This window comes from Kitasatospora sp. MAP5-34 (assembly GCF_029894335.1).
Classification (GTDB): domain Bacteria; phylum Actinomycetota; class Actinomycetes; order Streptomycetales; family Streptomycetaceae; genus Kitasatospora.
On sequence record NZ_JARXZC010000009.1, the window covers coordinates 1 to 25,186 of the forward strand.

15 protein-coding genes and 1 rRNA gene are annotated in these 25,186 nt (G+C 71.9%); 13 read left to right on the forward strand and 3 right to left on the reverse strand.

Translation table 11 applies throughout. From position 1 onward, the window contains the following. Positions 1 to 83, forward strand: a 5S ribosomal RNA gene (rrf, locus tag P3T29_RS10615); the annotation flags it as partial. 64 nt (positions 84 to 147) lie between these two features. Beyond that, a complete protein-coding gene (locus P3T29_RS10620; protein WP_280716084.1) occupies positions 148 to 987 on the forward strand; it encodes a phosphatase PAP2 family protein in 840 nt (279 codons plus the stop codon). A 78-nt stretch (positions 988 to 1,065) separates the two neighbouring features. Here P3T29_RS10620 and P3T29_RS10625 read toward each other — a convergent pair whose 3' ends face one another. Continuing rightward, a complete protein-coding gene (locus tag P3T29_RS10625; protein WP_280716085.1) occupies positions 1,066 to 1,629 on the reverse strand; it encodes an acetate uptake transporter in 564 nt (187 codons plus the stop codon). A 320-nt stretch (positions 1,630 to 1,949) separates the two neighbouring features. After that, a complete protein-coding gene (locus P3T29_RS10630; RefSeq protein WP_280716086.1) occupies positions 1,950 to 4,523 on the reverse strand; it encodes a SpoIIE family protein phosphatase in 2,574 nt (857 codons plus the stop codon). A gap of 515 nt (positions 4,524 to 5,038) precedes the next feature. Here P3T29_RS10630 and P3T29_RS10635 point away from each other — a divergent pair. From P3T29_RS10635 to P3T29_RS10675, 9 genes are all read left to right on the forward strand, one after another. Next, positions 5,039 to 9,568, forward strand: a complete 4,530-nt coding sequence (locus P3T29_RS10635; RefSeq protein ID WP_280716214.1) for a HAMP domain-containing protein — start codon at positions 5,039 to 5,041, stop codon at positions 9,566 to 9,568. A 253-nt stretch (positions 9,569 to 9,821) separates the two neighbouring features. Next, positions 9,822 to 10,457: a response regulator gene (locus P3T29_RS10640; protein ID WP_280716087.1), complete on the forward strand. Its 636-nt coding sequence runs from the start codon at positions 9,822 to 9,824 to the stop codon at positions 10,455 to 10,457. A gap of 250 nt (positions 10,458 to 10,707) precedes the next feature. Further along, positions 10,708 to 13,422, forward strand: a complete 2,715-nt coding sequence (locus P3T29_RS10645; protein WP_280716088.1) for a DNA translocase FtsK — start codon at positions 10,708 to 10,710, stop codon at positions 13,420 to 13,422. 262 nt (positions 13,423 to 13,684) lie between these two features. Further along, positions 13,685 to 14,509, forward strand: coding sequence for a helix-turn-helix domain-containing protein (locus P3T29_RS10650; RefSeq protein WP_280716089.1), 825 nt, complete (start codon positions 13,685 to 13,687; stop codon positions 14,507 to 14,509). Positions 14,510 to 14,603: 94 nt separating this feature from the next. Then, positions 14,604 to 16,115, forward strand: coding sequence for a 30S ribosomal protein S12 methylthiotransferase RimO (rimO, locus tag P3T29_RS10655; RefSeq protein WP_280716090.1), 1,512 nt, complete (start codon positions 14,604 to 14,606; stop codon positions 16,113 to 16,115). Then, entirely contained in the window at positions 16,112 to 16,750 is a 639-nt protein-coding gene (pgsA, locus tag P3T29_RS10660; RefSeq protein ID WP_280716091.1) for a CDP-diacylglycerol--glycerol-3-phosphate 3-phosphatidyltransferase, read from the forward strand. The genes rimO and pgsA overlap by 4 nt, the downstream gene beginning before the upstream one ends. Further along, positions 16,747 to 17,286, forward strand: a complete 540-nt coding sequence (locus P3T29_RS10665) for a CinA family protein (protein ID WP_280716092.1) — start codon at positions 16,747 to 16,749, stop codon at positions 17,284 to 17,286. The genes pgsA and P3T29_RS10665 overlap by 4 nt, the downstream gene beginning before the upstream one ends. A gap of 287 nt (positions 17,287 to 17,573) precedes the next feature. Continuing rightward, positions 17,574 to 17,942: a helix-turn-helix transcriptional regulator gene (locus tag P3T29_RS10670; RefSeq protein WP_280716093.1), complete on the forward strand. Its 369-nt coding sequence runs from the start codon at positions 17,574 to 17,576 to the stop codon at positions 17,940 to 17,942. Between the two features lie 71 nt (positions 17,943 to 18,013). Continuing rightward, positions 18,014 to 18,301 carry a hypothetical protein gene (locus tag P3T29_RS10675; RefSeq protein WP_280716094.1) on the forward strand — a complete coding sequence of 96 codons (288 nt, stop codon included), beginning with the start codon at positions 18,014 to 18,016 and terminating at the stop codon, positions 18,299 to 18,301. Positions 18,302 to 18,319: 18 nt separating this feature from the next. Here the strand turns inward: P3T29_RS10675 and P3T29_RS10680 are convergent, their stop codons facing one another. Beyond that, on the reverse strand, positions 18,320 to 22,945 hold the full coding sequence (locus P3T29_RS10680; RefSeq protein ID WP_280716095.1) for an ATP-dependent helicase: 4,626 nt from the start codon (positions 22,943 to 22,945) through the stop codon (positions 18,320 to 18,322). A gap of 289 nt (positions 22,946 to 23,234) precedes the next feature. On the opposite strand from P3T29_RS10680, the gene P3T29_RS10685 reads away from it, so the two are divergent. Together P3T29_RS10685 and P3T29_RS10690 are read left to right on the forward strand one after the other, a co-directional pair. Next, positions 23,235 to 24,755: a S8 family serine peptidase gene (locus P3T29_RS10685; RefSeq protein WP_280716096.1), complete on the forward strand. Its 1,521-nt coding sequence runs from the start codon at positions 23,235 to 23,237 to the stop codon at positions 24,753 to 24,755. An 83-nt stretch (positions 24,756 to 24,838) separates the two neighbouring features. Continuing rightward, the gene (locus P3T29_RS10690) at positions 24,839 to 25,033 is read left to right on the forward strand and encodes a DUF3046 domain-containing protein (protein WP_280716097.1); all 195 of its coding nucleotides are present in this window, start codon (positions 24,839 to 24,841) and stop codon (positions 25,031 to 25,033) included. Positions 25,034 to 25,186 lie beyond the last annotated feature (153 nt).

A 25,186-nucleotide genomic window follows, 5' to 3' on the forward strand; every position in this document is an offset into this window, starting at 1 on the left:
ACATTCCGAACCCGGAAGCTAAGCCTCGTAGCGCCGATGGTACTGCAGGGGGGACCCTGTGGGAGAGTAGGACGCCGCCGAACAATCATTCACAATGTAGCCCCCCTCCGGGAACGGATGGGGGCTACATTGCGTTAACCTCTGCGAATGCAGAACCTGACCCTCGACTGGCAGAGTGCCGGCGGAGCTGCCGTCGCCCTTTTCGGAGCGGCGTACGCGGCAAAGCGCGCGCACCGCCCGTCAGCTGCCTCGACTGCCGCCGTGCTGCGCGAGGCGGGTACGTTGCTCGCGCTCTTCGCCCTGTGGCAGTTGGTCGGCCATCTCTCCGTGATGAGTGCGGACCATGCGCTCGACCGGGCCGCCTGGATCCACCGGACCGAACTCACGCTGGGGTTCCCGGACGAGGCGGCCTGGCAGCAGGCGGTACTGCCGTACCCGTGGGTGGTCGCGGCGAGCAACTACTACTACGCGACCGTGCACTTCGCGGCGATGATCGCCCTGCTGGCCTGGGTCTTCCTGCGGCATCGCGAGTGGTACGGCTGGGTCCGGAACACCGTGGTGCTGACGACAGCGGCCTGCCTGGTCATCCAGTTCATCCCGATCGCGCCGCCCCGGATGCTCGCCGGCAGCGGGTTCGTGGATGTGGCGGCGCAGTACGGACAGTCGGTGTACGGCGGTGCGGTCGGCGGGGTGGTGCCGGACCAGCTGTCGGCGATGCCGTCGGTCCATGTCGCGTGGTGCTCCATCGTGGCGGTCACGGTGGTGAAGGTGGCCCGGGGGCCGTGGCGTTGGTTGGTGGTGCTGCATCCGCTCATCACGGTGTTCGTCGTCGTGGTGACGGCGAACCACTTCTGGGCGGACGGCCTGGTGGCCGTGGCGCTGCTGCTGGTCGCGTACCTGGTGCAGTACGCGTTCAGCGGCTGGCGTCCGGAGCAGCAGCAGAGCGCCGAGACGCCGGAGCCGGAGCGGACCTCGGTCGGTAGTTGAGCGCAGTGCAGCCAAAGGTGGGCCGGACCTCCCCCGGGAGGGTCCGGCCCACCAGCACGTGCGGTGCGGTGAGATGGGTTACCTGACCGGCAGTGCGGCCCTGCCCCACCCGCTGTTGACCAGCGAGGTGGTGGCCCAGTACCAGGCGGTCAGGCCGGAGACGGCGGCGATCCAGCCGGCGGCCTTGGTGAGCCCGCCGTTGCCGGCGAGGGTGGCTATGGCGTTGAGCAGCAGGGAGAGCGTCAGCAGGCCGTAGACGACGCGGCTGAACAGCCCGGCGTGCCAACTCGCCGCCGTCAGGGTCAGTGCGAGCAGGGCCCACAGCAGCAGGAACAGGCCTGCGGCGTCCTTGCTCATGCTGCCGCCGGCCGACCAGACCGCCCAGAAGGCGCCCAGGCTGGTGAAGGCGGTTCCGGTGAACCCGTCGCCGCCGCGCAGCTGCCAGAGGCCGGCGATGAACAGGGCGAGCCCGCCGAGCAGGTGGGCGAGGGAGGCGGCGTCCTTGACGCCGGCGCCGCTGATGACGCCGGTGCTGAGCAGGCCGTACGCGAGGAGGGTGAGGCCGAGTGCCAGGTATCCGAGCGGACCCGCGTCGGCTCCTGCGGGTCGGGCGTTCTGCGCCCCGGTAGCTTCGTTGCTCACCGGAGGCTCCTTTCACTCTGTGCGCCGGCATGGCGCGTTCAGTGCGATCAGGTGGGTGGTGGTGTGTCTGCCGGGCCGGGGCGCACGGAACCAGGGACTACTGGCGGAGTGCGGGCGGCTGCGGCTGAGTGAAGAACCAGCAGCTCGACAACCGCTGGTCGATGTCCCCTACCGGGGGATTCCCCGGTGACAGCGGTGTACCCGTCCCCACCACGCTTGTACCCTTGTGAATCTCACATTTTGTACAGTCGTCAGCTGTGGGGTGACGCCGATGGACGGTTGCTGAACGAGAGTGAGCAACCGGGTGACCGGACGGGCCGTCAGCCCTGGCGCTGGGTCGGGACCCGCAGGGTGAGGATGGCCATGTCGTCCGAGGGCGGCTCGGGTGCGAAGCGTTCGACGGCCCGCTGGACGCGCGCCGAGACCGCGCCGGCCGTCAGCCCGGTGCAGCCGGTGAGCACCTGGACGAGTCCGTCCTCGCCCAGCATCCGCAGCCCCTCCCGGCGTTCGGTCACGCCGTCGGTCACGCAGAGCAGGACCTCGCCGGGCAGCAGGACGAGATCCTCCGCCGTCAGCTCCAGGTCGTCCATCACCCCGAGCAGCGGCTGCGGGGAGGCGGCCAGGTCGACCTGGCCGTCGGTGCGCAGTCGCAGCGGCAGCGGGTGTCCGGCGCAGACCAGCGAGAGTGCGGTGCTGCCGTCCGTGCGAGGCGTCAACTCCCCGTACAGCAGGGTGAGGAAGCGGCTGCGGGCGCCCTCGTCCAGGATCGCCGAGTTGAGCCGGGTGAGGACCTGCGGGGCGTCCAGGCCCTCGCGGGCGAGCAGCCGGAGTGCGTGCCGGGCCAGGCCGGTGACGGCGGCGGCCTCCGGGCCGGTGCCGCAGACGTCGCCGATCGCGAAGCCGTAGGTGCCCTCGCGGATCGGGAAGATGTCGTAGAAGTCGCCGCCGACCTCGTTGCCCTCGCCGGCCGCCTGGTAGAAGACCTCCACCTCGACACCCGGGATCTTCGGCAGCTCGGGCGGCAGCAGGGCGCGCTGGAACGCCTGGCTGGTGGCGTTCCGCTCGGAGTAGAGCCGGGAGTTGTCGAGCGCGAGGGCGGCTCGGCGGGACAGGTCCTCGGCGAGTTCGAGGATCTCCTGACGGAACCGCATGCCCGCACCGACGCCGAGGACCAGCAACCCGATCACCCGGTTGCGGGCGGCGAGCGGCAGTACCACCGTCTCGCCGAGCAGGCCGGAGAGTTCGGGGCTGTCGGCCAGCCCGGAGGTCCGGGCGGTCTCGGTGGGGGCGGTCCAGAACCGCGCCCCGGGTGCCGGGTCGGTGTCGGGGGCGGGCGTCTTGTCGAGGAGCGCGCGCAGCGGGTCGATCCGGTCCTCGTCCTCGTGCAGGACGAAGGCGAGGTCGGCTCCGGCGCCCTGCTCGCCGGTGGTGTAGACGGCGCACCAGGACGAGAGGGTGGGCACGGCCATCTGTGCCATCAGGGCCAGCGTCTGTTCGTGTTCCAGCGTCCCGGCGAGCAGGTCGGAGGCTTCGACCAGGAAGGAGAGCGAGCCGCGGCGGAGGCGTTCGAGTTCGGCGAGCCGGGCGCTCTCCAGGGCCAGCGCGATCCGGTCGGCGGCGAACTGCAGCCGGAGCGCGTCCTCGTTGTCGAACCTGCCGGGGGCGGTGGCGGCGACGCCGAGCGAGCCGGTGAGCCGGCCCTCGACCTTGAGCGGTACGGTGATCAGCGAGCGCAGCCCGGTGCCGATCAGCAGCGGCGCGGCGGTGGGCCGGACGGCGAGGTCCTCGTGCACGGTCGGCAGCCGGGCGGAGTCGTAGCGGCCCGCGCCGGACTCGATCGGGATGGGGGCGAGTCGGCGGCCGGCGGCGGTGAGGCCGGTCGAGGCGCGCACCTCGAACTCGGTCTCGTCCTCGGTGGTGAGCATCAGGAAGGCGGCGTCGGCGTCGAGCAGGTCGCGGGCCCGCTCGACGATGCCCTGCAGCAGCTCGCCGAGGTCGTCGGGGTTGGCCGGGCCGACCAGCAGGTCCAGCGGTTCGATGGCGGCCGGCCTCTCGGCGGAGCCGTCGGGGGAGCGGAGCACGCCCTGGTCGGTCTCGCGGACCAGCAGGCAGAGGGTGGACGGGGTGCCGTGGGTGTCGCGGACCCGGACCTGGAGCCCGTAGACCTCCGCCACCGGCCCGGTGGCACGCCGCACCCCGAAGGTGCCCTCCCAACGGGCCAGCCGCAGCGTCTCGGTGAGTGCCAGCCCAGTCCCGAGAACACTGGCGGATTCCGCCGCCTGCGGCCAGACGGTGAGGTCGGCCCAGGGCCGGCCGAGTACCTGCTCGGCGGCGTGCAGGAAGAGCGCTTCGGCGTCCGGGTTCCAGGCCCGGACCAGGCCGTCCTCGCCGACCTGGACGACGCCGACCCGGACGGGGCTGGCGGCGTCGGGCAGTTCGCCACCGGGCAGGCTCGGTAGCGCGTACCGGGTGCCGGCCTCGTGCGCGGGCAGCAGCAGTCGGAACCAGACGGTCTTCTGCCCGGCGGAGTACTCGACACCCCAGCTGGACGAGAGGGCTGAGCACATCAGCAGGCCGCGACCGCCTTCGCCGTCGGGATCGGCGTACCGGTCGGCGGAGTTGGTGGGGACGTGCGCGAACGAGGGCAGGCCGCGTTCGGGGTGGCGGTCCGTCACCTCGATCCGTACGGTCTCCTCCTCGCGCAGGCAGCGGACCTCGGCTGCCGTGCCCGCGTGGACGACGGCGTTGGTGACCAGCTCGCTGACCAGCACGACCGCGTCGTCGACGACCTCGGGCAGGCCCCAGCCGAGCAGTGCGTCGCGGACGAAGCCGCGCGCTGCGGCGGCCGACCGGCCGACCGGTTCGAAGGTGGCGGCTGCGCGCGCGGTGACCACGTGCCACTTCTCCCATCAGGTCGACGTCTCTGCCCGGCTCGGCGGCGGATGTCCCCGCTGTCCGCGCCCGGAGGCGGGTGAGGCGGAGCACCCTTGGCGCGGTGCAGCGTTCCACCCTACTTTCCGGTTGGTACCCCGTGGGGCCAGGGCGCTGAAACAGGCACCTGCGGGTGATTCTGAACACCAGTTTCGCCCCTGTCACGTTGACCCTGTGCAACCCGACGGACACGCGACGCCGGGACTGACAGACTGGGGGGTCGGCAGTACCCCGGCCGGGGAAGTACGGTCGAGGCGCGGTAGGCCGCTGTCAGGAATCGGCGGGGCACGTAGCGGCAAGCGGCACACAGCAGCACGGAACAGTCACGATGTGGGAGGGCCCGTTGAGTTCGGCCACCAAGGACGTACCCGGTACGACTCCGGCGCCCGCGCCCGCGCGCGGCACCCGCGCGGCGACCTCGTCCCGCAGCGGGACAGGGCGGCGCCCGAACCACAACCGGGGCGCCGAACCGGCCGACCTGCGCAAACTGCTCGCCGCGCTCACCGCGATGCGGGACGGGAACTTCCGCCGCCGGCTGACCGTGCCGGGGGACGGGCCGCTGGCCGAGATCGCGGCGGTGTTCAACGAGGTCGCCGAGCGCAACCAGCACCTGACGGGCGAGCTGGCCCGGGTGCGCCGCGCGGTCGGCCGGGAGGGCCGGCTCTCCGAGCGCCTGGAGAGCGGGGTCGGCGAGGGCGCCTGGATGGCGGCCGTCGACAACTGCAACGCGCTGATCGACGACCTGGCCCGCCCGATGGCCGAGGTCGGCCGGGTGCTCAGCTCGATCGCCGAAGGTGACCTGGACCAGCGGATGGAGCTGCGGTCCGTCCACACCAACGGGGTGAGCCACCCGCTGCGCGGCGAGTTCCTCAAGGTCGGGCGGACGGTGAACGGGCTGGTCGACCAGCTCTCGGAGTTCACCGACGAGGTGACCAGAGTCGCCATCGAGGTCGGTACCGAGGGCAAACTCGGCGGCCAGGCCCGGGTGAAGGGTGCGACCGGCAGCTGGAAGGACCTGGCCGACTCGGTCAACACGATGGCCGGCCGCCTCACCGCCCAGGTGCGCAACATCGCCGAGGTGACCACGGCGGTCGCCAAGGGCGACCTCTCGCACAAGGTCACGGTGGACGTGGCCGGCGAGATGCTGGAGCTGAAGAACACCGTCAACACGATGGTGGACCAGCTCAACGGCTTCTCCGCCCAGGTGACCAGGGTCGCCCGCGAGGTCGGCACCGAGGGGCGGCTCGGCGGTCAGGCACAGGTTCCGGGCGTTGCCGGGGTGTGGCGGGACCTCACCGACTCGGTGAACTTCATGGCGAACAACCTGACCGGCCAGGTGCGCAACATCGCCCAGGTGACGACGGCGGTGGCCAAGGGCGATCTCTCGCAGAAGATCGAGGTGGACGCCCGGGGCGAGATCCTGGAGCTCAAGAACACCATCAACATCATGGTGGACCAGCTCTCCGGCTTCGCCGAGCAGGTCACCAGAGTGGCCCGCGCGGTCGGTACCGAGGGCATTCTCGGCGGTCAGGCGGAGGTGCCCGGCGTCGCGGGCGTCTGGAAGGACCTGACCGAGAACGTCAACTCGATGGCGAACAACCTGACCGGCCAGGTGCGCAACATCGCCCAGGTGACGACGGCGGTGGCCAAGGGCGATCTCTCGCAGAAGATCCAGGTGGACGCGGCCGGCGAGATCCTGGAGCTGAAGAACACCATCAACACCATGGTCGACCAGCTCGGCGCCTTCGCCGACGAGGTCACCAGAGTCGCCCGGGACGTGGGCACCGAGGGCATCCTCGGCGGCCAGGCGAGCGTGCCGGGGGTGTCCGGTACCTGGAAGGACCTGACCAACAGCGTCAACCTGATGGCCAACAACCTGACCAGCCAGGTCCGTAACATCGCCGAGGTGACCACGGCCGTCGCCCGGGGGGACGTGTCGAAGAAGATCACGGTCGACGCCCGTGGTGAGATCCGCGAGCTGGTGATGACGGTCAACACCATGGTCGACCAGCTGTCCGCGTTCGCCGACGAGGTCACGCGCGTCGCCCGCGAGGTGGGGACGGAAGGCAACCTGGGCGGTCAGGCCCGGGTGAGCGGTGTGTCCGGCATCTGGCGGGATCTGACCGACAACGTCAACTTCATGGCCTCCAACCTGACCAGTCAGGTCCGTAACATCGCCGAGGTCGCCACGGCGGTGGCCCGGGGTGACCTGTCGAAGAAGATCACCATCGAGGCGCAGGGCGAGGTCGCCGCGCTGGCGGGCACCCTGAACACCATGGTCGACCAGCTGTCGGCCTTCGCCGTCGAGGTGACCCGCGTCGCGCGCGAGGTGGGCACCGACGGCATCCTCGGCGGCCAGGCCGGCGTGCCCGGAGTCGCCGGGATCTGGAAGGACCTGACGGACAACGTCAACCAGATGGCCAACAACCTGACCGGGCAGGTCCGAAACATCGCCCTGGTCATCACCGCCGTCGCCCGTGGCGACCTTTCGCAGAAGATCGACGTGGACGTCCGGGGCGAGATCCTGGAGCTCAAGACCAGCATCAACACCATGGTCGACCAGCTCGGTGCCTTCGCCGACGAGGTCACCCGGGTCGCCCGCGAGGTCGGTACCGACGGCCGCCTCGGCGGCCAGGCCCGCGTCCCGGGCGTGGACGGCACCTGGCAGGACCTCACCGAGTCGGTGAACGAACTCGCCAACAACCTGACCCGCCAGGTCCGCGCGATCGCACTGGTCGCCACCGCCGTGACGCGCGGCGACCTGTCCCTGCGGATCGACGTGGACGCGTCCGGAGAGCTCGACGAGCTCAAGGACAACATCAACCAGATGATCGCCAACCTGCGCGAGACCACCCGCACCAACCAGGAGCAGGACTGGCTCAAGACCAACCTGGCCCGGATCTCCGGCCAGTTGCAGGGCCGCCGCGACCTGGAGGCCGTGGCCGCGCTCATCATGACCGAGCTGACCCCGGTGGTCTCCGCCCAGCACGGCGCGTTCTTCCTCGCCCAGCCGGCCGGCCGGACCGCCGAGCTGATCAACGAGGACGACGACGAGAACGACACCGTGCTGCGCCTGATCGGCAGTTACGGCTACCAGCGCCGTGCGATGCCGACCACCTTCCGCCCCGGCGAGGGCCTGGTCGGGCAGGCGGCCATCGAGAAGCGTTCGATCATTCTCAAGGGGACGCCGCCCGGCTACCTGAAGATCGCCTCCGGGCTCGGCGAGGCGTCACCGGCCCATGTGGTGGTGCTCCCGGTGCTGTTCGAGGGCCGGCTGCTCGGGGTGATCGAGCTGGCCACCTTCAGCTCCTTCACCACCGTCGCGCTGGACTTCCTCAACCAGATCGCCGACCTGATCGGCGTCACCGTCAACACCATCAGCGTCAACACCAAGACCGAGGGCCTGCTGCTGGAGTCGCAGCGGCTCACCGCCGAACTCTCCATGCGGTCGGCCGAGTTGGAGGCTCGCCAGGAGGAGTTGGAGCGCACCAACGAGGAGCTCCAGGAGAAGGCCGAGCAACTCGCCCAGCAGAACCGCGACATCGAGATCAAGAACAGCGAGATCGAGGAGGCCCGCCAGGTCCTGGAGGAGCGCGCCGAACAACTCGCGCTCGCGTCCCGGTACAAGAGCGAGTTCCTCGCCAACATGTCGCACGAGCTGCGCACCCCGCTCAACTCGCTGCTGATCCTGGCCAAGCTGCTCTCCGACAACAACGAGGGCAACCTCTCCTCAAAGCAGGTCGAGTTCGCCGAGACCATCCACGGCGCCGGCTCCGACCTGCTCCAGCTGATCAACGACATCCTCGACCTCTCCAAGGTCGAGGCGGGCAAGATGGACGTCCGCCCGGCCAAGATCGCGCTCGTCCAGCTGGTCGACTACGTGGAGGCGGCGTTCCGCCCGCTCACCGCCGACAAGAGCCTGGACTTCGCGGTGGTCGTCTCGCCCGACCTCCCGGTGACCCTGCACACCGACGAGCAGCGCCTCCAGCAGGTGCTGCGCAACCTGCTCTCCAACGCGGTGAAGTTCACCGATACCGGAGCGGTCGAACTACGAATCCGCCCGGCAGACGGGACCGTCCCGCAGCACGTCCGCGAACAGCTGCTGGAGAGCGGCGCGATCACCGACCCGGACGAGCAGCTGATCGCCTTCTCGGTCTCCGACACCGGGATCGGCATCCCGGACAACAAGCTGCGGGAGATCTTCGAGGCGTTCAAGCAGGCCGACGGCGGGACGAGCCGCAAGTACGGCGGTACGGGGCTCGGGCTCTCGATCAGCCGGGAGATCGCCCGGCTGCTCGGCGGCGAGATCCACGCCGAGAGCGAGCTCGGCCAGGGCTCCACCTTCACGCTCTACCTGCCGCTGCGCAGCGAAGCCCCCGGCGCGGTGGCGCTGGAGCGCCCCTCGGGGCCGCCGATCCGGGCCGTCGTCGCCGTCACCCCGATGGGCACACCCGTGCCGGTGGGGGAGAACCCGGCGGAGCACTGGGCCCAGGAGGTCCGGGAGTTGGCGGAGGAGCGGCGCCGAGGAGCAGCCGCCCGGCGGCGGGCGGCTGCCGAGGAGGAGGCAGGCCAGCGGCAGCAGGCCGAGTCCGCCTCCCGCCCGGCGGCGCCGGCGCAGTTCCAGGGGCGCTTCCACGGCGAGCAGGTGCTGATCGTCGACGACGACATCCGCAACGTCTTCGCGCTCACCAGCGTGCTGGAGCAGTACGGGCTGACGGTGCTCTACGCGGAGAACGGCCGCGAGGGCATCGAGGTGCTCGAACAGCACGAGGACGTGGCGCTGGTCCTGATGGACATCATGATGCCGGAGATGGACGGCTACGCGACCATGAAGGCGATCCGCCGGATGCCCCAGTTCGCGAGCCTGCCGATCGTCGCGCTGACCGCCAAGGCGATGAAGGGCGACCGGGAGAAGAGCCTGGACGCGGGCGCAACCGACCACGTCACCAAGCCGGTCGAGACCGACCACCTGCTGGCGGTGATGCGGCACTGGCTGCCGACCCCGTGAAGTTGCCCGAACCCTGAACGTACTGGCGGGTCGAGCGGGGAACCCGATAGGGTCACCCATCGTTGCGAACAGTGACCGATCGGTGACTTGGCGCGTAGGGTCCGTCCCGTAGCGGGGCGCGGCCCGCCGGTGTGCCGGGCTGTATCGCCTATCGCGACGCGGCGGGCGAGGGGGTGCGGCTAGCATGACCGGGGCAGTGGTGGGTGGCACGCGGGTGCCTTCCCTCGGAAGACAACCGGCAGGAGGGCGGGTCGTGGTGCAGAAAGCGAAGATCCTCCTGGTAGACGACCGACCGGAGAACCTGCTGGCCCTGGAGGCCATCCTCTCCGCACTGGACCAGACCCTGGTCCGGGCCGCGTCCGGTGAGGAGGCGCTGAAGGCGCTGCTCACCGACGACTTCGCGGTGATCCTGCTCGACGTCCAGATGCCCGGCATGGACGGCTTCGAGACCGCCTCGCACATCAAACGGCGCGAGCGCACCCGGGACATCCCGATCATCTTCCTGACCGCGATCAACCACGGCCCGCACCACACCTTCCGGGGTTACGCGGCGGGCGCGGTGGACTACATCTCCAAGCCGTTCGACCCGTGGGTGCTGCGCGCCAAGGTCTCGGTCTTCGTCGACCTCTACATGAAGAACTGCCAGCTCAAGGAGCAGGCGGCGCTGTTGCGCCTCCAGCTGGAGTCGGGTGGGCAGCCCGCGCTGGGCGGCGCACTGCTCGGTGAGTTCTCTGCCAGGCTGGTCGCGGTCGAGGAGCAGACCGAGGCGCTCACCAAGCAGCTCGACGGCACGGCGGAGCCGGCCGTGGCTGCGACGGTGCTGCACCTGGAGCGCAAGCTGGCCGCTCTCCGGCAGGCGTTGGACGCCCTCCGGCCCGGAGCGAACTGAGCTGCGCTCAGCTGACTGCATCAGCCATGCACCTACCAGGCGCGGGGAGGTGCGCGACCGGGGCTCCACGGAGGTGCACGGTTGCGCGCGCAGTTCCCCGCGCCCCTGGTGTGCTTGCCGTCAGCGGTCATCCTCAGGTTCACCCCTGTGGGTGACGGCGGGTCGGGGTGACGGTGTGTCGGGGACACGTGGCGGGGTTTGTCCGTGGCCGCGTGTCCGGGGGAGACGCCCGCCGGTAGGCTGCTGACTCATGGCCACACGTACGCCCGGCAGCGCGGCACGCAACCCGAAGCCCGGACCGGCCAAGAAGGCTTCCGCGGCAGCCAAACCCCCCGCGAAGAAGGCCGCCGCCAGGCCCCCGGCGAAGCGGGCCCCGGCGAAGAAGGCCGTGGTCAAACCCCCGGTGGCACCGCCGCCCGCGACGCGGGCGCCCGCCTCCCGGCCGATCCTGTTCCGGGCCGTCCGGGCCGTCTGGCTCGGTCTCGCGCACAGTGTCGGCGCGCTCTTCCGGGGCTTCGGCGACGGTGCCAAGAACCTGCACCCCGCGCACCGCAAGGACGGCGTGGGGCTGCTGCTGCTGGCGCTGGCCCTGGTCACCGCCGCCGGGACGTGGTTCACCCCGCAGGGGTGGCTCGGCGAGGTGGCCACCACCGTGGTGGCCGGCCTGTTCGGCCGGCTCGACGTGCTCGTCCCGCTGCTGCTCAGCGGCATCGCTGTCCGGTGGTTGCGCCACCCGGAGCTGCCGGAGGCCAACGGCCGGATCGCGGTCGGCCTGAGCGCGCTGGTGGTCGGCGTGCTGGGGCTGGTGCACATCGGCTGCGGCGCGCCCGTGATGTCCAGCGGCGCGACCCGGATACGGCAGGCGGGCGGCATCCTCGGCTGGGCGGTGTCCACCCCGATGATGGCCGCCGCCGGGCCGCCGCTGGCGGTGCCGTTGTTGCTGTTGCTGGCCTTCTTCGGCCTGCTGGTGGTCACCGCGACACCCGTCAACCGGATCTTCGAGCGGCTCCGCCTCCTGGGCGAGAAGCTCGGCGTGGTCGAGCCCGGGTACCCGGAGGAGGGGTATGACGAGCAGGGCGCGGCCGACCACGAGTACTCCACCGACCCGCCGGAGGACGCCGACCCGTCGGCGCTGCCGATCACCGTCGAGGGCTCGCCGGAGGAGGAGATCGCCGGCCGTCGCCGCCGTCGTCGCAAGAAGCTGGACGAACCCGAGTTGGCCTCGGCCGTCCCCGACCTGTTCGGCAAGAACCCGCCGGGCGACGACCCGTACCAGACCAGGGACATCGCGGCCGGTGTCGCCGCCGACCTGGACGGCGCGCTGCTGTACGGGGTGCCCGCCTCCCCGGCGGTGGCCAGCATGATGCACCAGGTGCAGGACCGTACGGCGCCGCCCGAGGAGCCCGCCGTCCCGGCCGCCCGTAACGCCGACGCACCCAAGGGCGTCGACATGGAGAAGCACACCCCGGCGCCCGCCCGGATGGAGCAGCTCCAGCTCTCCGGCGGCACGTACACCCTGCCGCCGCTCGACCTGTTGGAGCGCGGCGGTCCCGGCAAGACCCGCAGCGCCCTCAACGACGAGGTGGTCGCGCAGCTCACGCTGGTCTTCTCGGAGTTCAAGGTGGACGCCCGGGTCAGTGGGTTCACCCGCGGCCCGACGGTCACCCGTTACGAGGTCGAGCTCGGCCCGGCGGTCAAGGTCGAGCGGATCACCGCGCTGGCGAAGAACATCGCCTACGCGGTGGCCAGCGCGGACGTGCGGATCATCAGCCCGATCCCGGGCAAGTCGGCGGTCGGCGTGGAGATCCCCAACAAGGACCGGGAGATGGTCAACCTCGGCGACCTGCTGCGCTCGCGCACGGCGGCCGAGGACGACCACCCGATGCTGGTCGGCATGGGCAAGGACGTCGAGGGCCACACCGTGATGGCCAACCTCGCCAAGATGCCGCACATCCTGGTCGCGGGCGCGACCGGTGCGGGCAAGTCCTCGTGCATCAACTGTCTGATCACCTCGGTGCTCGCCCGGGCCACCCCCGACGAGGTGCGGATGGTGCTGGTCGACCCCAAGCGGGTCGAGCTGACGGCGTACGAGGGCATCCCGCACCTGATCACGCCGATCATCACCAACCCGAAGAAGGCCGCCGAGGCGCTGCAGTGGGTGGTCCGCGAGATGGACCTGCGCTACGACGACCTGGCCGCGTTCGGCTTCCGGCACGTGGACGACTTCAACGCGGCCGTGAAGGCGGGCAAGATCACCCCGCCGCTCGGCAGCGAGCGCGAGCTGACGCCGTACCCGTACCTGCTGGTGATCGTCGACGAGCTGGCCGACCTGATGATGGTCGCGCCGCGTGACGTCGAGGACTCGGTGGTCCGGATCACCCAGCTGGCCCGGGCGGCCGGCATCCACCTGGTGCTCGCCACCCAGCGGCCCTCGGTCGACGTCGTCACCGGCCTGATCAAGGCCAACGTCCCGTCCCGGCTGGCCTTCGCCACCTCGGCGATGACCGACTCCCGGGTCATCCTGGACCAGCCCGGCGCCGAGAAGCTGATCGGCAAGGGCGACGCGCTCTTCCTGCCGATGGGCGCCAGCAAGCCCGTCCGGATGCAGGGCGCGTTCGTCACCGAGGCCGAGATCGCCAAGGTCGTCCAGCACTGCAAGGACCAGCTGACGGCGACCTACCGCGACGACGTCACGGTCGGCGGCGGGCCCAAGAAGGAGATCGACGAGGAGATCGGCGACGACCTCGACCTGCTGATCCAGGCGGTCGAGCTGGTGGTCTCCACCCAGTTCGGTTCCACCTCGATGCTGCAGCGCAAGCTCCGGGTCGGTTTCGCGAAGGCGGGCCGGCTGATGGACCTGATGGAGTCGCGTGGCATCGTGGGGCCGAGCGAGGGTTCGAAGGCGCGTGATGTACTCGTCACGCCCGAGGAGTTGGACGGAGTGATCCTCAGCATCCGGGGTTGATCCGGGGTGACTCTCGGGCCCTCTCACTCGTTCGGAGGAGTGGGGAAGCGCGGGAACCGGATCACCGGACCGTACGTCCACCCAGCGGGGGTGCTCATTCGGGCCTGTTCCGCTTGAGAAAGGCCCGTACCCCACCCCTAGACTGTCTTCTCAGCAGGTGGCCAACGCTCGAAAGGCGCGCCCAGTGACCATCGGCAAGTCCCCCCACCGAGACAACCGCCGGTCTTCCGCCCTCAACTCCGCTGCCCTCGAATCCTCTGCCGTGCCTTCAGGCGACCGTTCGGGCCGGGCCGCTGAGCCGGTCACCGACGTGGTGAGCATCGGCAAGGTGCTCGCCGGCGCCCGGTTGCGGGCCGGGTTGACGGTGGATCAGGTGAGCGCGGACACCCGGGTCCGGGTGCCGATCGTGCACGCCATCGAGGAGGACGACTTCGGGCGTTGCGGCGGCGACTTCTACGCCCGGGGGCACATCCGCGCGATCGCCCGGGCGGTCGGTGTGGACGGCGACGTGCTGGTCGTCCGGTACGACGCCGCGCACGGCGGAGCCCCCTCGACCAAGCCGCCCGCCCGGCTGATGGACACCGGCCCGATCAGGATCACCGATCACCGGCGCCCGAACTGGACGACCGCGATGATCATCGCCATCGCCGCGGTGATCGCGTTGATCGGCTTCAACCTGTTCACCGGCAAGTCGAGCCAGCCGTCGGCCGGCCTGGCCGGCGTACCGCTGCCGTCCAATTCCGCCTCGGCCGCGCCGCCCGTCCAGTCGCCCGCCCCGGTCGCGCCGACCGCCCCGAGCATCGCCGCCATCGCGGCGGCTCCGGCGGACAAGGTCACCGTGAAGCTGGTCGCCGAGAAGGACACCAGCTGGGTCTCGGCGCTGGACGGCAACGGCAAGTCGCTCTTCCAGAACAACCTCGACCAGGGCACCGACCAGACCTTCACCGACCCCAAGCAGATCAGACTGGTGATCGGGAACGCCGGTGCCGTGCACGTGTACGTCAACGGCAAGGACCTCGGCGCCGCAGGTGAGGACGGCCAGGTGGTGCACCTCACGTACACCCCTGGCGACCCGCAGGCAGGCTGAACCAGGCGGCCCGCAGCGGGTAAAGATCTTGCAAACCGAGGCGCGCGGCCTCCGGGGCGAACGGCACCGGAGGGCGCGCGTTAATCTTGGCGCTATGCCTGAACGCCGTACAGTCGCCCTTGTCACGCTCGGATGCGCCCGCAACGAGGTGGACTCCGAGGAACTCGCCGGGCGCCTGGAGGCCGATGGCTGGCTCCTGGTCGATGACGCCGCCGACGCCGATGTCGCCGTGGTCAACACCTGTGGCTTCGTCGAGGCCGCCAAGAAGGACTCCGTGGACGCCCTGCTGGAGGCCAACGACCTCAAGGGTCACGGCCGCACGCAGGCCGTCGTAGCCGTCGGCTGTATGGCCGAGCGCTACGGCAAGGAGCTCCAGGACGCGCTGCCCGAGGCCGACGCGGTGCTCGGCTTCGACGACTACGCCAACATCACCGACCGCCTCCAGACCATCCTCTCCGGCGGCCACCACGCCGCCCACCTCCCGCGCGACCGCCGCAAGCTGCTCCCGCTCACCCCCGTCGCGCGGCAGGCCGCCGCCGCCGAGGTGGCCCTGCCCGGCCACGGCGCCCCCGTCTCGGACGTCGAGGACCTGCCGGAGGGCGTCGCGCCCGCTTCCGGCCCGCGCACACTGCGCAAGCGCCTCGACAACAACCCGGTCGCCTCCGTCAAGCTCGCCTCCGGCTGCGACCGCCGCTGCTCCTTCTGCGCCATCCCGGCCTTCCGGGGCTCGTTCATCTCCCGCCGTCCGTCCGACGTGCTGCACGAGGCGCAGTGGCTGGCCGAGCAGGGCGTGCGCGAGGTCGTGCTGGTCAGCGAGAACAACACCTCGTACGGCAAGGACCTCGGCGACATCCGCCTGCTCGAGACGCTGCTGAGCGAGATCGCCGCCGTCGAGGGCGTCGAGCGCGTCCGGGTCAGCTACCTGCAGCCGGCCGAGATGCGTCCAGGCCTGATCGACGTGATGACCGGTACGCCCGGCGTCGTGCCGTACTTCGACCTGTCGTTCCAGCACTCCGCCCCGGCCGTGCTGCGCCGGATGCGGCGCTTCGGCAACACCGACCAGTTCCTCGACCTGCTCTCCACCATCCGGGGCAAGGCTCCAGAGGCCGGGGTCCGGTCGAACTTCATCGTGGGCTTCCCGGGTGAGACCGAGCAGGACTTCGCCGAGCTGGAACGGTTCATCACCAACGCCGGGCTCGACGCGATCGGCGTCTTCGGCTACTCGGACGAGGACGGCACCGAGGCGGCCGGCTTCGACGGCAAGCTGCCCCAGGACGTCGTCGTCGACCGTCTCGCCAAGCTCTCCCGGCTCGCCGAGGAGCTGACCGCGCAGCGCGCGGAGCAGCGGATCGGCAGCGAGGTCGAGATCCTGGTCGAGTCGGTCGAGGACGGTGTGGTCGAGGGCCGGGCCGCCCACCAGGCACCGGAGACGGACGGCCTGACCACTCTGCTCGGCCTGGACGACGCCGTGATCGGCCGGTACTACCGGGCCCGCGTGGTCGGCACCGAGGGTGTCGACCTGGTCGCGGAGCTCATCGCGGACGCCGACGCCGTGGCCGCCGAGGACCTGGCCGCCGACGCGGGCCGTACCGGGAGCGCGGCATGACCAAGGGGCCAGGTGCCCCGACGGCGGCCCATCCGGGCCGCTCGGGGGCCGCGGTGCCTCCGCAGGCCGGAATCTGGAACATCGCCAACATGCTGACGATGCTCCGGCTGCTGCTGGTGCCGGTCTTCGTGCTGCTGCTCTTCGCGGGCGGTGGGCACGACCCCAAGTGGCGCGCGGTGGCGTGGGCCTCCTTCGCCATCGCCATGATCACCGACCTCTTCGACGGTGAGATCGCCCGCCGCAAGGGCCTGGTCACCGACTTCGGCAAGATCGCCGACCCGATCGCCGACAAGGCGATCATGGGCGCGGCGCTGGTCAGCCTCTCCGTCCTCGGTGACCTGCCCTGGTGGGTCACGGCGGTCATCCTGGCCCGCGAGCTCGGGATCACCCTGCTGCGGTTCTGGGTGATCCGCTTCGGCGTCATCCCGGCGAGCCGGGGCGGCAAGCTGAAGACCCTCACCCAGGGCATCGCGGTCGGCATGTACGTGCTGGAGCTCACGGGCTGGCTGGCCACCGGCCGCGCCCTGCTGATGGGCCTCGCGGTGCTGCTGACCGTCGGCACCGGCCTGGACTACGTCGGCCAGGCCCTCCGGCTGCGCAGTGAGGGACTGGCGAAGGCCCGCGAGGGCCGATGAACGACCACGGGGGGACTCACGGGGGGCGTGCGGGGGCGTACGAGCTGGCTGAGCGGGCGCACGCGGCGCTGCGCGGGCGCGGGGCCACGCTGGCCGTCGCGGAGTCGCTGACCGGCGGGCTGCTGGCGGCCACGCTGGTCGACGTACCCGGAGCCTCGGCGAGCTTCCGGGGTTCGGTCACCGCGTACGCCACCGAGGTGAAGGCGTCCGTGCTGGGCGTGGACGAGGGCCTGCTCGCCGTCCGGGGACCGGTGCACCCGGTGGTGGCCCGTCAGATGGCCGAGGGCGTCCGGCGGCTGCTCGGTGCCACCTACGGGCTCTCGACCACGGGGGTGGCCGGCCCGGAGCCGCAGGACGGGCAGCCGGTCGGGACGGTGCACCTCGCGGTAGCCGGACCGACGGGAAGCCTGGTCGCCTCACCGCTGTTGTCGGGGTGTCGTGCCACGATCCGTGAGACGGCCGTCGTAGCCGCTCTGGAGCTGCTGCTGGCCCGGATTTCCGACGAAGTAGCCGACAACCTGAGCTTTTCCCACTGAGTTTTCCTGAATTAGGGCTGAACTGAGGACCACGGCAGGAGGATGGTGTTAGACCGGATGGTCTGGTTGGGCAGAAACCAGGCAGCAGACCAGCTAACTGACGAGTCGCGTGGCTCGTGCCACGGGTCCGGGGCGGGTGTTCGTACGGTCCGGTGGGGAACGAACAAGGGGAGGGGGCAGCAGTGCAGCCCAGAGTGAACACGACCACGGTCCCCGCACGGGATGCGGACAAGGCGGTACGGTGGGGGCGTGACATCTCGATCCGCAGTCCGAGGAGGGAGGCACCGATGATCCTGCTCCGTCGCCTACTGGGCGATGTACTGCGTCGGCAGCGCCAGCGCCAGGGCCGCACACTCCGCGAGGTGTCGGCGGCCGCCAGGGTTTCGCTCGGCTACCTCTCCGAGGTCGAGCGGGGGCAGAAGGAGGCCTCCTCCGAGCTGCTCTCCGCGATCTGCGACGCACTCGATGTCCGGATGTCCGAAGTCATGCGCGAGGTCAGCGACGAGCTGTCGCTCGCCGAACTTGCGGCGATGGCCACTCTCTCGGAGGGTGACCTGCTGAGGCCGGTCCTCGAACCGGTGTCGCTGCCGGCTCCCGGGGTCGACCGGATGAGTTCGATCTCGTCCAAGACCGCCGTCGACGTGGTGGCGGCCTGACCGAGCCTCGCCCTCCCCGGAGCACGGGGAGTGTGGGCCCGGACAAGGAGGCCGTGGTGCGGAGTGTCGCGATGTCGTGTGCCGCTACGGCGTCCGCCCTGCTCGGACGAATAGGCCCGCGTCGGCGCTGGGTGCTGAGCGCCGTGCTCGCCGCCGTGCTGGGAGTGCTCTGCTGGTGGCTGCTGCTCGGCAGCGGCCTGCGGACGGGCGGTGCCGCGCTCGGGCTGTTGGCAGCGGGCGGCTGGGGCCTCGGGCTCGTACCCATTCACAGCAACCGGCAACCGCCGACGGCGCCGCGCCGCCGTACGGGTGACTCCGCGCTCGGTACGGCATGCGCCGCTCCTCGAGGGCGCGAGTAGCAGGCCGGATCCTGGCGCTCAGCCGCGCAGGCGCAGGCCCCTCGGGGTCGGGTGGAAGCCGGCCGCCTCCAGAGCCCGGCCGAGCGCGGAGGTGAGCGCCGGCTCGCCGTTGGTGCGTTCGATGGTGACACTGCTGCCGAGGGCGCCCTGCCGGACGGCCGCCGCCAGTGCCTCGACGGCTGCGGGCTGTTCGCTCCACGCCAGTAGGGTCTTCCCGCCGCGCTCGACGTACAGCGCCGGTGCGCCGTCGACCAGCACCACCAGGGCACCCGCCTTCCGGCCCGGCCGGTGGCTGGTCGCGGGCTTCGTCTCCGCCGCCGGGGGATCGGGCCAGGGCAGCGCGGCTCCGTAGGCGTTGGCCGGGTCGGCCGCCGCCAGGACGAGAACCTCCGGGGGCTCCCCGGAGCCCGTCCCGGGCCACTCGGCGGCCGCTCCGCGCTCCAGCCTCCCGTTGACCGACCGCAGCCGGTCGGGCGCGCCGTCCATGGCGAACTGGGCGCCGCCCAGCCCCTCCACGAAGTAGCCCCGGCGGGCCCGGCCGCGCTCCTCGAAGGCAGACAGCACCCGGTACACCCCCGCGAAGCCGCCCGGCACCCGTTCGGCGGCCACCGCGCCCCGGGTGAGCACACCGTGCCGGTCCAGCAGGCTCTGGGCCTGCGCGGCGGCCCGGACGGTCGGATCGGTGGCGTACTCGGGCAGCAGCGACCAGCGGCCGGCGGTCGTCGGCAGGTTCGCGGTCCGGTTCAGGCCGCGCCCGGCGCCTCCGTAGCGGCCGCGCGGGGTGGGCCGGGGGGCGCGGTGCGCGGTGGCGCCCGCCGTCCGGCCGGAGCCGAGCAGGGCGCGCAGCGGGGCGAGCGTGTCATTGGTGACGTACCCGGCCCAGACCAGGTCCCAGAGCGCCTCGACGAGCTCGGGAACCGGGGTCTCGGGGAGCTGCGCGGCGAGCTGGCGGAAGAACAGGCCGTACCCGCCCGCCAAGGCGTCCAGCAGTGCCGTGTGCACGGGGGTGAGCGCGGGCGGCACGGGCTCGGGGCGGAGCAGGTGGGCGGAGTCGGGGAGGTGCAGGCTGACCCAGCCGTCCTTGCCCGCCAGCGCGCCCGCGCCGGACCAGCTGATCTCGCCCGCCGCCGTGAGTTCGTCCAGCATGACCGGGGTGTAGCCCGTCAGCCGGGCCGGCAGGATCAGTTTCTCCAGGGCGGAGGCAGGCACGGAGGTGCCCTGGAGCTGCTCGACCACCCGCAGCAGCCCGTCCGGGCCACGCAGGCGGTGGCCGCCCAGGTGCTGCCACTGCGGGAGGAAGGCCGCCAGCGCGCGCGGTGGCACCGCCTCGACCTCCTGGCGCAGCGCGGCCAGCGAGCGGCGGCGCAGCCTGCGCAGCACCTCGGCGTCGCACCACTCGACCAGGCCGGTGTGACCCTCGCCGGGCCGGAACTCGCCCTGGACCAGCCGGCCGCCGGAGGTCAGCCGGTGCAGGGTGCCGGTGACCACTGCGGTGCCCAGGCCGAAGCGGTCGGCCGCCTCGGCGGCGGTGAACGGGCCGTGGGTACGGGCGTAGCGGGCGAGCAGGTCGCCCAGCGGGTCCTTGACGGGCTCGGTGAAGGCCTCGGGCACGCCGACCGGCAGCGGGGTGCCCAGCGCGTCGCGCAGCCGCCCGGCGTCCTCGATCGCGGCCCAGCGCTGCTCGCCGCCGACCCGGACCTGGATTGCCCGGCGGGCCGCCCGGAGCTCGGCGGCCCAGGCCGGATCGGCCCCACGGGCCGTCAGCTCGGCGTCGCCGAGCGGGCCGAGCAGGCGCAGCGCATCGGCGACGCCCTCGGTGTCCTTGATCCGGCGATCGGGGGTGAGCCGCTGGAGCTCCGCCTCCAGCTCCGCGAGGACGGCCGGGTCGAGCAGCTCGCGCAGCTCGGCCTGGCCGAGGAGTTCGGAGAGCAGCCGGGAGTCGAGCGAGAGCGCGGCCGCCCGGCGTTCGGCGAGCGGGGAGTCGCCCTCGTACAGGAACTGGGCGACGTACCCGAAGAGCAGCGAGCGGGCGAAGGGGGACGGCTCGGGGGTGGTGACCTCGACCAGTCGGACGGCGCGGGACTCCAGATCGCCCATCAGCTCGACCAGGCCGGGCACGTCGAAGACGTCCTGCAGGCACTCGCGGACGGCCTCCAGCACGATCGGGAACGACCCGTACTCGGCGGCGACCTCCAGCAGCTGGGACGCCCGCTGGCGCTGCTGCCAGAGCGGCGTGCGGCGGCCCGGGCTGCGCCGGGGGAGCAGCAGTGCGCGCCCGGCGCACTCGCGGAACCGGGCTGCGAACAGCGCGGAGCCGCCGACCTGGTCGGTGACGAGCTGTTCGATCTCGCCGGAGTCGAAGAGGACGGCGTCGGCGCCGACCGGGGCTTCGTCGGGGGTCGGTTTGTCGGATGGGAAGTCGAGGAGGTCGGCGTCCGGGAGGCGGAGCACGATGCCGTCGTCGGCGTGCATCACCTGGGGGTCGAGGCCGTGCTTCTCGCGCAGCCGGGCGCCGAGGGCGAGTGCCCAGGGGGCGTGCACCTGTGCGCCGAAGGGGGAGTGGATGACGATCCGCCAGTCGCCGAGTTCGTCGCGGAAGCGCTCGACCACGATGGTGCGGTCGTCGGGCAGGTGGCCGCAGGCGGCGCGCTGTTCGGCGAGGTAGGTGAGGAGGTTGCTCGCGGCCCAGTTGTCCAGACCGGCCTGCTGGAGGCGCTCGGTGGCCTGATCAGGGGTCAGACCGCCCAACTCGCGGACGAAGGCGCCGAGGGCCCGGCCGAGTTCGAGCGGGCGGCCGAGGCTGTCGCCCTTCCAGAACGGGAGCCGCCCGGGCACGCCGGGGGCGGGGGTGACCAGGACCTTGTCATGGGTGATCTCCTGGATCCGCCAGGAGGTGGTGCCGAGGGTGAAGACGTCGCCGACGCGCGACTCGTAGACCATCTCCTCGTCCAGCTCGCCGACGCGGCCGCCGCCCTTCTTCGGGTCGGCGCCCGCGATGAAGACGCCGAACAGCCCCCGGTCGGGGATCGTCCCGCCGGAGGTGACGGCCAGTCGCTGCGCGCCCGGGCGGCCGGTGACTTGACCTGCGACGCGGTCCCAGACCAGGCGCGGCCGCAGTTCCGCGAAGGCGTCGGAGGGGTAGCGGCCCGCGAGCATGTCGAGCACGCCGTCGAAGGCGGACTGCGGGAGGGTGGCGAAGGGGGCGGCCCGGCGGACCAGGGCGAGCAGCTCGTCCACGTCCCAGGTGTCCAGGGCGGTGATCGCGACCAGCTGCTGGGCCAGCACGTCGAGCGGGTTGCGCGGGACGCGCAGCGCCTCGATCAGCCCGGCGCGCATCCGCTCGGTGACCACGGCCGACTGGACCAGGTCACCCCGGTACTTGGGGAAGACCACACCGGTGGAGACCGCCCCGACCTGGTGGCCGGCCCGGCCGACCCGCTGGAGGCCCGAGGCGACCGAGGGCGGGGACTCGACCTGGACGACCAGGTCGACCGCGCCCATGTCGATGCCCAGCTCCAGGCTGGAGGTGGCTACCACGGCGGGCAGCCGACCGGCCTTCAACTCCTCCTCGACCAGTGAGCGCTGCTCCTTGGAGACCGAGCCGTGGTGTGCCCGGGCCAACACCGGCGGAGCTCCGTTCGCGGCGCCCGAACCGCCCATCAGCAGCGCCGGGGCGTGTGCCTCGGGCAGGGCGGCGCCGGTGGCGCGTTCGACCGCGATCTCGTTCAGCCGGTTGCAGAGCCGCTCGGCGAGGCGGCGGGAGTTGGCGAAGACGATGGTCGAGCGGTGGGCCATCACCAGGTCGGCGATCCGCTCCTCGACGTGCGGCCAGATGGAGGCTTGCCGGGACGGGGAGTCGGTGTCGGCCGGGAGCTCGTCCAGGTCGGCCACCGGGACGACGACCGAGAGGTCGAACTCCTTGGCGGACGGGGGCTGGACGATCGCCGCGCCGCGCTGCGGGCTGAGGAAGCGCGCGATCTCGTCGACGGGCCGGACGGTCGCCGAGAGGCCGATCCGGCGGGCCGGGTGCTCCAGCAGCTCGTCCAGCCGCTCCAGGCTGAGGGCCAGGTGGGCTCCGCGCTTGGTGCCGGCGACGGCGTGCACCTCGTCCAGGATCACCGTGTCCACGCCGCGCAGCGCCTCCCGGGAGGCGCTGGTGAGCAGCAGGAAGAGGGATTCGGGGGTGGTGATCAGGATGTCCGGCGGGTGGGTCGCGAAGCGGCGGCGGTCGGCCGGCGGGGTGTCGCCGGACCGGATGCCGACCTGCACCTCGGGCTCGGGCAGCCCGAGCCGGACGGCGGCCTGGTGGAGCCCGGCCAGTGGCGCCCGCAGATTGCGTTCCACGTCCACCGCGAGGGCCTTGATCGGCGAGATGTAGAGCACTCGGCAGCGGCGCTTCGGGTCGGCCGGGGGCGGGGTGTGGCTGAGCCGGTCCAGGGCGGAGAGAAAGGCCGCCAGCGTCTTGCCGGAGCCGGTGGGCGCGACCACCAGGACATCCGTCCCACGGCCGATGGCGGCCCAGGCCTCGGCCTGGGCCCGGGTGGGCGCGCTGAACGCACCCGTGAACCAGGCCCTCGTCGCCGGGGCGAAGCCGGCGAGCGGGTCTGCTCCGTCGAGTGGATCTGTGGTGCTGCGTCGCGCCATGTCCCCATGGTGCCGGTTGGTACTGACAGGCGGGTGGTGGGTGCGGTCTGCGGCTCCGGATGACCTAGCCCGAGCAGGCAAGTCTGACATTCCGCTCATATGGTGATGTATCAGGTCCGCACCCCGGACGGGCCCGACGAGCGGAGACCGCGCGATGGATCGGGTGTGCCTGACCAACGGCGGTCCCGCGAAGCGCAGTGGTTCCGGCCACTCAGGCAGGCTGCGTGCCGGCAGGCCGCGTCCTGGTGGGCACCGTCCCGACCGGCACCGCAACGGCCCGGTCCGGGCGATGCTCGCGATGCTGCTGACCGCGCTGCTCCTCGGCGGCGTCGTCCCGTACGTCACCGGTCCCGGCCGCTCCTACCTCAGCTATCTGGTGCTGGCGGACCGCCCGGACGCCCAGGGTTCGGCGCGGGCCGCAGATCAGGTGCGGGTGGCGGGCGGGCGGATCGTCCAGGAGTACCCGCAGATCGGCGAGGTGCTCGCCTACGCCACCGGCGGCTTCGCCAACCGGCTGCGCGGCAGGCCCGGGATCGCCGCCGTCGGCGCGACCCGGACGGCCCCGGTGGCGAGCCCGCCGGGGCCGCTCACCGGCGCCGACGGCTTCCGCCGCAGCGCCGACGCCTTCGCGGCCGACGCCTTCGCGCGGAGCGGTGGACCGGCTACGGCGGGCGGGCCGTCGGCTATGGCGAGCCACGGCGAGGCCGGGTGGAGCGCCGACGGTGAGGCGACCGTGCCGGACCCGGGCGAGGGGATCAGCTGGAACCTCGCCATGATCGGGGCCACCGAGCGCCCGACCGGCTCCACCGCCCTGCTGCGCACCCTCGTCTCCCCTCGGGCCACGCTCTCCACCCAGGCGCTGCGCCGGGTGCTGGTCGCGGTGCTGGACTCCGGCGTCGACGACACCCACCCCGACCTGCGCAGCGCCGTCGACCCGTACGCCTCCGCCTCCTGCGCGGACGGCCGGCCCGACGCCAGGTTCGGCGCCTGGCGTCCGGACCCGGGGGTCACCGAGAGCGGGCACGGTACGCACGTCGCCGGGATCATCGGCGCGAACCGGGACGGCAAGGGCGTCACCGGGGTCGCCCCGGGGGTCCGGATCGGGGCGGTGCGGCTGCTCGGATCGCTCGGGCAGTACTACACCGAGAACATCGTCTGCGGCCTGCTCTGGGCGGCGGACCACGGTGCCAAGGCGATCAACGACAGCTACTTCGCCGACCCCTGGAAGTACAACTGCCCTGAGGACCAGGACCAGGCGGCCCTGATCAAGGCGGTCGGCCGGGCCGTCGCGTACGCCCAGCGGCAGGGGGCCGTGGTGGTCGCCTCGGCGGGCAACGACAGCCAGGATCTCACCGGGCCCCGGACGGATCGCCGCAGCCCGAACGACCGGTTCGCCGGCCCGCCGCAGACCCGCCGACTGGGCACCGAGTGCATCCGGCTGCCCGGCGAGCTGCCCGGCGTGCTGACGGTCGGCGCGGTGGACCGCAACGGGCTGCCCGCCACGTACTCCAACTACGGGCGCGGCCGGATCTCGCTCTCCGCGCCGGGCGGCGACCCGGACGGCGGCGTACGCGGCGCGATCGTCTCCGACTGGCCCGGGGGCCAGTACGTCGCGCTCGCCGGCACCTCGATGGCCGCCGCCCACGTGAGCGGTGCCGTCGCGGTCGCCGCCGCCGCCCACCCCGAACTGGGGCCGGACCGGCTGGCCGCCCTGCTGGCGGTGGCCGCCGCCGCGAACTGCCCGTTCGCGGCGGGCAGCTGCGCAGACCGTCAGTACTTCGGCGCCGGAGTGCTTGCGCTGGCGCACTGAGCGGCTCCGCCAGGAGGTACCTGTCCCGGGTGGGTGGCCCGGGTGCCTACGGTTCCGGCTGCCGGTTGGGGATACTGGGTCGCATGAGGTTGACCGAGTTCTGGCGGCGGATGTACGAGCACTTCGGCGAGGCGTACGCGGAGTCGTTCGCACAGGATCATCTGATGAGCGAGCTCGGGGGCCGGACGGTCCGCCAGGCGCTGGCGGCCGGCTGGGAGGCGAAGGAGGTCTGGCGGGTGGTCTGCCTGACCCAGGGGGTCTCGACACTGCTGCGGTAGCGGCCGCCGCCCGGGCGGGTCGGGTCGGGTCCTGGGTGTGGCCTTGTGTTCTATTCGAACATGTGTTCTTTATACTCTTCGGCGGTGAGTTTTCCACAGGCCGAGCCCGATTCGGGCCGATTGTCAGTGGGACGCAGTAGCGTCGAGGACGAT

What these genes read in the sequence shown, in the direction of transcription:
- P3T29_RS10620 (WP_280716084.1), top strand. Translation starts at nt 148, where the DNA reads ATGCAGAACCTGACCCTCGACTGGCAGAGTGCCGGCGGAGCTGCCGTC.
- P3T29_RS10645 (WP_280716088.1), top strand. Translation starts at nt 10,708, where the DNA reads ATGGCCACACGTACGCCCGGCAGCGCGGCACGCAACCCGAAGCCCGGA.
- rimO (WP_280716090.1), top strand. Translation starts at nt 14,604, where the DNA reads ATGCCTGAACGCCGTACAGTCGCCCTTGTCACGCTCGGATGCGCCCGC.
- pgsA (WP_280716091.1), top strand. Translation starts at nt 16,112, where the DNA reads ATGACCAAGGGGCCAGGTGCCCCGACGGCGGCCCATCCGGGCCGCTCG.
- P3T29_RS10665 (WP_280716092.1), top strand. Translation starts at nt 16,747, where the DNA reads ATGAACGACCACGGGGGGACTCACGGGGGGCGTGCGGGGGCGTACGAG.
- P3T29_RS10670 (WP_280716093.1), top strand. Translation starts at nt 17,574, where the DNA reads ATGATCCTGCTCCGTCGCCTACTGGGCGATGTACTGCGTCGGCAGCGC.
- P3T29_RS10675 (WP_280716094.1), top strand. Translation starts at nt 18,014, where the DNA reads ATGTCGTGTGCCGCTACGGCGTCCGCCCTGCTCGGACGAATAGGCCCG.
- P3T29_RS10680 (WP_280716095.1), bottom strand. Translation starts at nt 22,945, where the DNA reads ATGGCGCGACGCAGCACCACAGATCCACTCGACGGAGCAGACCCGCTC.
- P3T29_RS10685 (WP_280716096.1), top strand. Translation starts at nt 23,235, where the DNA reads ATGCTCGCGATGCTGCTGACCGCGCTGCTCCTCGGCGGCGTCGTCCCG.
- P3T29_RS10690 (WP_280716097.1), top strand. Translation starts at nt 24,839, where the DNA reads ATGAGGTTGACCGAGTTCTGGCGGCGGATGTACGAGCACTTCGGCGAG.